At 66.6% G+C, this 6393-nt stretch carries 6 protein-coding genes, 4 tRNA genes and 1 pseudogene; 3 read left to right on the forward strand and 8 right to left on the reverse strand.

All coding sequences use genetic code 11. The annotated features are described in order from the left end of the window. Positions 1-39: 39 nt before the first annotated feature. The 4 genes from WBL05_RS04560 to WBL05_RS04575 form a co-directional block, all read right to left on the reverse strand. Entirely contained in the window at positions 40-831 is a 792-nt protein-coding gene (locus WBL05_RS04560; RefSeq protein ID WP_424224046.1) for a sigma-70 family RNA polymerase sigma factor, read from the reverse strand. A 202-nt stretch (positions 832-1033) separates the two neighbouring features. Then, complete coding sequence (locus tag WBL05_RS04565; protein WP_424224047.1) at positions 1034-1180, reverse strand: GPGG-motif small membrane protein; 147 nt, start codon at positions 1178-1180, stop codon at positions 1034-1036. Between the two features lie 33 nt (positions 1181-1213). After that, a complete protein-coding gene (locus WBL05_RS04570; protein WP_424224049.1) occupies positions 1214-1492 on the reverse strand; it encodes a hypothetical protein in 279 nt (92 codons plus the stop codon). A gap of 64 nt (positions 1493-1556) precedes the next feature. After that, positions 1557-2381, reverse strand: a complete 825-nt coding sequence (locus tag WBL05_RS04575) for an aldo/keto reductase (RefSeq protein ID WP_424224051.1) — start codon at positions 2379-2381, stop codon at positions 1557-1559. A gap of 132 nt (positions 2382-2513) precedes the next feature. Between WBL05_RS04575 and WBL05_RS04580 the strand changes: the two are divergent. Next, positions 2514-3100: pseudogene (locus tag WBL05_RS04580) on the forward strand (DUF4383 domain-containing protein). Between the two features lie 26 nt (positions 3101-3126). On the opposite strand, the gene WBL05_RS04585 reads toward WBL05_RS04580, so the two are convergent. From WBL05_RS04585 to WBL05_RS04595, 3 genes are all read right to left on the reverse strand, one after another. Beyond that, positions 3127-3198, reverse strand: a tRNA-Val gene (locus tag WBL05_RS04585). A gap of 26 nt (positions 3199-3224) precedes the next feature. Then, positions 3225-3295: transfer RNA gene (locus WBL05_RS04590), tRNA-Cys, on the reverse strand. Positions 3296-3346: 51 nt separating this feature from the next. Beyond that, a tRNA-Gly gene (locus tag WBL05_RS04595) sits at positions 3347-3419 on the reverse strand. A gap of 219 nt (positions 3420-3638) precedes the next feature. On the opposite strand from WBL05_RS04595, the gene WBL05_RS04600 reads away from it, so the two are divergent. Together WBL05_RS04600 and WBL05_RS04605 are read left to right on the forward strand one after the other, a co-directional pair. Further along, positions 3639-3710, forward strand: a tRNA-Val gene (locus WBL05_RS04600). A gap of 450 nt (positions 3711-4160) precedes the next feature. After that, positions 4161-5894 (forward strand): N-acetylmuramoyl-L-alanine amidase, encoded by a 1734-nt coding sequence (locus WBL05_RS04605; protein ID WP_424224052.1) that lies wholly within the window; start codon positions 4161-4163, stop codon positions 5892-5894. Positions 5895-5973: 79 nt separating this feature from the next. On the opposite strand, the gene WBL05_RS04610 is transcribed toward WBL05_RS04605, so the two are convergent. Next, positions 5974-6393, reverse strand: a 420-nt coding sequence (locus WBL05_RS04610) for an OsmC family peroxiredoxin (RefSeq protein ID WP_424224054.1), incomplete at its 5' end; no start/stop codon positions are given.

A 6393-nucleotide genomic window follows, 5' to 3' on the forward strand; every position in this document is an offset into this window, starting at 1 on the left:
GGAAGATGGCGAGCGTGGTGCGCCTGGGCGCGGGTTCGGTCAGGCGGCTGCCTCCGGGGTGTCCATCATCTCGCGCAGCTGGGCGAGGATGCGGTTGAGCAGCCGGGACACCTGCATCTGGCTGACACCGAGCCGTTTGCCTATCTCCGCCTGGGTGAGGTCATCCACGAAGCGCAGGTGCAGGATCAGGCGATCGCGATCACACAGCTCCGCGACGGCGGTGCGCAGGCTCAGCACATCCGGCAGCAACTCCAGCTCGCCGTCGGCGCCACCGAGCTGTTCTGCCAGGGTGCCGCTGCCGGTCTGCCGATCCAGCGGCGCCTCCAGCGACAGGGGACGGAAGCTGGAGCCCATGTGCGTGCACTCCCGAACCTCGGCCGGGGTCGAGCCCAGCCGGTCGGACAGCTCCTCGGCGCTCACCTCGCCCTGCAGCTCCTGCTCCACCTGGTCACGCAGGACGACCACCTGGGCACGCAACTCCTGCAGCCGGCGCGGCGGGCGCACCGTCCAGCCGAAGTCGCGGAAGTGCCGCTTGAGTTCGCCCTTGATGGACAGGATCGCGAAGGCTACGAAGTTCGGTGACCCCGGTCGGTAGCGGTGAACGGCTCCCACCAAGGCCGCGCCGGCGACCTGGACCAGGTCGTCGGAGTCGATGCCCTTGTTCGCGTACCGCCTGGCCAGCGACTCGCACAGGTCAAGGTTGTACAGGATGATCTGATCGAATGCCTCGGCGGCGGCTTCCTTGGTCGTGCACTGACGCCACCTGGCAAGCAACTCCTGATTTCGCTCCTCGCGTTCCTGGAAGGTGGGTTGAGCAGTTCCACGCGGCATGTCAGCTCGCTTCCCTGTCGGAGCCGGCACGTGGTTTGAACCGTTCTGTTTTCGACTCTGACAGCGACCGCGGGATCAGGCAAGCCCCCATGGGGGTCATCGATCCAAGAAATGGTTGAGAACTGTTTCATTGCGGCTGGGCGATGAAACAGGGCCTGCCGAACCAGCAAAGCGGTCACGGCAAGCCCTGATGGTTGATAGGTCAGGTGAATATGCTCACGCCGCCCGGGCCCACCAGAAGGCCGACGACGATCAGGATGATGCCGTATGCGAGCTTGCCCCTAACGATCGCGACGATCCCGGAGATGACCAGAATCGCGGCGATGATCCACAGAATCGTTGCCAACATTATTGCCTGCCTCCTTCTCGCTGAGCTGGCGGCTCAGAGCGCTTCCCTGCCTGATTCGATGCCGACGCCGTCCGGCCCTTCCATTCGCACGCCGGTACCCGACGGATCGGCGAGCCGTGGCCGAGGGCGTGCGGGGTCCGGATTGGTCTCGGACTTGGCTTCCGGGCTGTCTCCGGCCTGGGGTTCTGGCTCCTGGCGCGTCGGTCCGGCATCCAACCGCGTTGCGGCCGGATCGACCCCCACGGTCGGGTCGACACCCGGCGCGTGTCGGTCGTCCGCCGCCGGTTCTTCGCCGAAGATCTGCCCGGTCATCTGCTCCTCCTGATGGTGAAACCCTGCAGGGTCTTACCCGTGGCGGAACCGCGGCAAACTCCCCTCACAGTCTGGCGGTGTCCGGGTGCCAGCCGACCCGGTTGTCACCGTCCAGGGCGTCGATCCGCGACATGGCGTGGGCGTCCAGCTCGAAGTCGAGGACGTCGAAGTTCTCCCGGACGCGGATCGGGGTCTGCGACTTGGGCAGCACCACCAGCCCGTGCTGGAGGTGCCAGCGGATGATCACCTGGCTGACTGATTTGCTGTTACGGGCGGCGATCCTGGCCAGCTCGCGGTTGCGCAGGTCGGCCCCCGAGCCGAGCGGGCTGTAGGACTGGATGGTGATGCCGCGCCGCGTCAGTTCGTCACGCAGCGCCCGCTGGCTGAACGTCGGGTGCACCTCGATCTGGTCGACCGCCGGCGTCTCACCGGAGAGGGCGTCAAGGTGGTGGGGAAGGAAGTTGCTCACCCCGATGCTGCGGGTGAGTCCCTCGGCCTTGAACTGCTGGAGGGCGTCCCAGGCCTCGATGTAGGAGTCGCCGTACTGCAGGGTCGCCGGCCAGTGGATCAGGTACAGGTCGAGCCGGTCCAGACCCAGCCTCATCAGGCTGTTCTCGATACCACGCCGGGCGTCCGCGGTCAGGTGCGCGTCGTTCCACAGCTTGGTGGTGATGTACAGCTCGTCGCGGGGAATGCCGCTGGCCGCGATCGCCCGTCCAACGCCGCGTTCGTTGCCGTAGATAGCCGCGGTATCGATGTGCCGGTAACCGGCCTCGAGTGCGGCGAGCACGACGCCGGTGACCTTGGAGTCGGGGATGCGCCAGGTTCCGAACCCGATCTGCGGGATGGACGTGCCGTCGCTCAGTTGGATGGCCGGGACCTGCGTCATGCCTGCTCCTCGTGTTGGGTTGGAGCATCCATCATGCCTGCCCGGGCCGGCGGTTGGAATGCGGACGGACGGGTAACCGACTGGTGTACATGCAGCGTCACGATGCGCTCACAGACCATCGAGAGGAACAGCATGAGCGTTTCCCGTCAGTCCCCCGCCACCCAGACCGCAGCAGTGCAAGTGGTCGCACTGGTCGTCGGCGTGGTGTTCCTGCTGCTGGGCGTCCTCGGGTTCATCCCCGGCGTGGTGACCAACTTCGACGAGTTCGGGGCCACCGGCCCGGATTCCGGCGCCCTGCTCTTCGGGCTCTTCCTGGTGTCGATCCAGAAGAACATCGCCCACCTGCTCTTCGGCATCGTCGGCGTCCTGTGCGCGCGCGGCGCCCGGTCGGCCCGCAACTCCTGATCTGGGGTGGCCTGTTCTACCTGGCGCTCTGGGTCTTCGGCCTGCTCGTCACGAGGTTGGGCGGCCCGGCTGTCTACCCGCTGAGCGCCGGTGACAACTGGCTCCACGCTGGCCTGGGCGGCGCGATGGTCGTGCTGGGATTCGTGCTCGGTCTTCGTGCGCAGCCGAAGATGGACGCCGAGTCAGGTGAGCCGGAGTTCAGAACCTATCGGTCCCCGTCGGAGCTGTTCGAGCAGGGCTACCGGCCTCCGGACGAGCCGGATCGGCGTCCGGAGACAAGGGATATCGATGAAGCTGACCGCAAAGGCCCATGATTGAACATTCCAGCTGGTCATATAAGTGGGCGATACTGGGTTTGAACCAGTGACCTCTTCCGTGTCAAGGAAGCGCGCTACCACTGCGCCAACCGCCCTTGATTCAGTTGTTGGAGAGCCACCGAGGTGGGTACCGGATTTGAACCGGTGTAGACGGATTTGCAGTCCGTTGCCTCGCCTCTCGGCCAACCCACCACGCGAGAGTCTTCACGTGAGAGCCAGAGCCGGTACGCGAGACCCTCTCCGAGCGGACGACGGGATTCGAACCCGCGACCCTCACCTTGGCAAGGTGATGCTCTACCAACTGAGCCACGTCCGCGCGCTTCCCGGAGGACGTCCCCCGTTCAGGTGCAGGGATCACCTTAGCGCAATCCTCGGAAGGGCTTCAAATCCACCCGTCCAGCGTGGTCAGTAGGCGTTCATTCGTCACCTCGCCGGCTGCCAGCCACCGCACGGGCAGCGGCGGCGTGACACCGCCGGAAGGGGGACGAGTGACTTTGCTCATTGCCCGAACCATCGGCTAAGGTAAACCCTCGCAGGGCGATTGGCGCAGTGGTAGCGCGCTTCGTTCACACCGAAGAGGTCACTGGTTCGAACCCAGTATCGCCCACCTATTGACCAGGGGAAATGCCGGCGACATCGGCTTGATGGCTGCGATCCGGCGCCCCTCCGCCGCCCCGCTCTGAACACACAATGCGGAGGAGCGCGCAGCGTAGTCGGTACCCGATCTGCCGCAGTACTCGAGTCGGGTGGGGGCAGCACCTGCTCCGCGGGCTGCCATTGCTGGGCGCCCTTCTGCCAGGCGCCCGACAGCGCCACCACGTGGTCTCGATCTGCACCAGGTTCGAGGTCTGGTTGCCCCGGACGAAGTTGATGGTCACCCCGAGAGGTAGGGATCGCGCAGCGTCCCGGAGGCCACCACGCAGTCCCGCGTCCCGGGGCTTGAAGACCACGGCTGCCACACGTTGGCTTCCGGGAGCGCTCGGATGGCGCACCCCGCGGGTTACTGTGCCTGGCAGAACGCTTACGCTGGGCGACCATGTCGCGGCAAAGGAGCGGAATGATGGTCCGAAAGTCACGTGTGGTGGTGATCCTGGTCGCCCTCCTGATGCTGCTGGGCACCACCCTCAGCCTGGTGGGCACGTCGCCGGCCGAGGCTGCCCCGGCGTCCTCGTCCCACAACGACACCCGCGCGGTCACCGAGGAGCCGGTCGAACTCGACTTCCCAATCGAGTACCTCGGGGTGATCGCCGACCTCGCGCCGGGCGCGACCGAGCCGGATGCACACGGTGTGGCGCCCTACGGTGAGGCCCGGTTCCTCATCGATGGCGCGTGGACGGCCTGGCAACCGTTCAACCAGGAGGGGGCCCAGGGCACCGGTCAGTTCACCAGCAGCCTGCTGCTGGTCGACCGCGCGCAGGCCTACCAGGTGCGCGGGCTGCCCGATTGGGGCGTTGACTGGCGGGCCGCGGCGATCAGCACCAGCGGCGGATCGATCGGCGGGGTCCCCCAACCGGGCGTCGGTGCCCGGGTGGCCAGCGCCGACTACGTTGACGCCCCAGACTGCCGTTCCCGGGCCGACTGGGGCGCCGACGAGTCGATCCGGTGGTGGAAGGCTGGCGATCCGCAGAGTTACCACCCCGTCCAGACCCTGACCGTGCACCACACGGCCGGCTCCAACAGCCCGACCCAGGACTACGCCGCCACCGTCCGGGCGATCTACAAGTACCACGTCGAGTCGAACGGCTGGTCCGACATCGGATACCAGTACCTGATCGACGGCAACGGCATCGTCTACGAGGGTCGCAACTCGGGCAAGACCAGCCAGTCCTGCTTCTACGGCGGAGACGGCAGCGACTTCGGCTACCAGAGCGGCACCGACCGCATCATCACCGGCGCCCACGTCGGCGGATACAACTCCGGCAACGTCGGTATCTCGCTGATGGGCTGCTTCGAAGCCGGGACGTGCACCGGCGACACCAACCCGCCCACCGCAGCCGTCGACTCGCTGGCCACCCTGCTGGGCAGGCTGGCCGCCCGCCACGACCTCGACCCCACCGGCACCACCCGCTACGTCAATCCCGTCGGCGGTGCCAGCCTCCAGGTGAACGTCGTCAGCGCGCACCGCAACTGGAACTCCACCTCATGCCCCGGTGAACTGCTCTACGGCATGTTGCCGCAGATCCGCCAGCTCGCCTGGCAACGGATGCAGCCGTACGTCTTCGCCGACGTGCCGCCCGGTACCCAGTTCTACGACGAGATCAACTGGCTGTACGAGCAGGGCATCGCCACCGGCTGGGTCGCGTCCGACGGCACGCGCAGCTACCAGCCGCTCAGCTCGATCAACCGGGACGCCATGGCGGCCTTCATCTACCGCTACGCCGGCTCCCCTGCCTACACACCGCTGGCCACCAGCCCGTTCACCGACATCGGCCCGGGTGACCAGTTCTACACCGAGATCTCCTGGATGTACGAGATGGGCTATGCCACCGGCTGGCAGGAACCGGACGGCAGCCGGACGTATCGTCCGCTCACCTCGATCAACCGGGACGCCATGGCGGCGTTCCTGTACCGGTACGCGGGCTCACCCAACTACACCCTGCCCGTCGGTAGTCCGTTCACCGACATTGGCCCGGCCGACAACTTCTTCCTGGAGGTCTCCTGGCTGGCCGGGCAGGGCATCTCGACCGGTTGGGTCGCCAGCGACGGTACGGCGTCCTTCAAGCCGGTGCAGCCGGTCGCCCGCGACGCGATGGCCGCCTTCCTGTACCGATTCGACCAGACCATCGGGTGAGCCCGACCAGCACTACCGAGCGGTGAGACGCACAACGGCCGCACCCCAGTCCGGGGCGCGGCCGTTGATGGCGAGCGCCTCAGAGGATCTCGAGTTCCTTCGGAACCCCACTCAGCGCTGCCGAGACCGGGCAGTTGTCCCGGGCCCACTCTGCCTTGCTGCGGAACTCGTCGTCGGACAGCCCGGGGACATTGCCCTTGACTGTGATCTTCGCGCCGGTGACCCCCTCGCCGGGTACGAAGCTCATCTCGGCGGTGGTGTCGATGCTCTCGGGCTCGTGGCCTTCCTCGGACAGGGCATTGCTGAGGGCCATGCTGTAGCAGGTGGCGAGGGCAGCGGCCAGGAGCTCCTCAGGGTTGGTGGTGCCCTGACCGGACTCGGCGCGCTTGCCCCAGTTGACGTCGAACGCGGCCAGGCCGGAGGTTTCCAGCTTGGTCTGGCCGGTGCCCTTGAACAGACTGCCTTCCCAATTAGTGCTGGCCTTGCTGACGGAGGCTTT

It is taken from the genome of Brooklawnia sp. (genome assembly GCF_049651565.1).
Taxonomy (GTDB): domain Bacteria; phylum Actinomycetota; class Actinomycetes; order Propionibacteriales; family Propionibacteriaceae; genus Brooklawnia.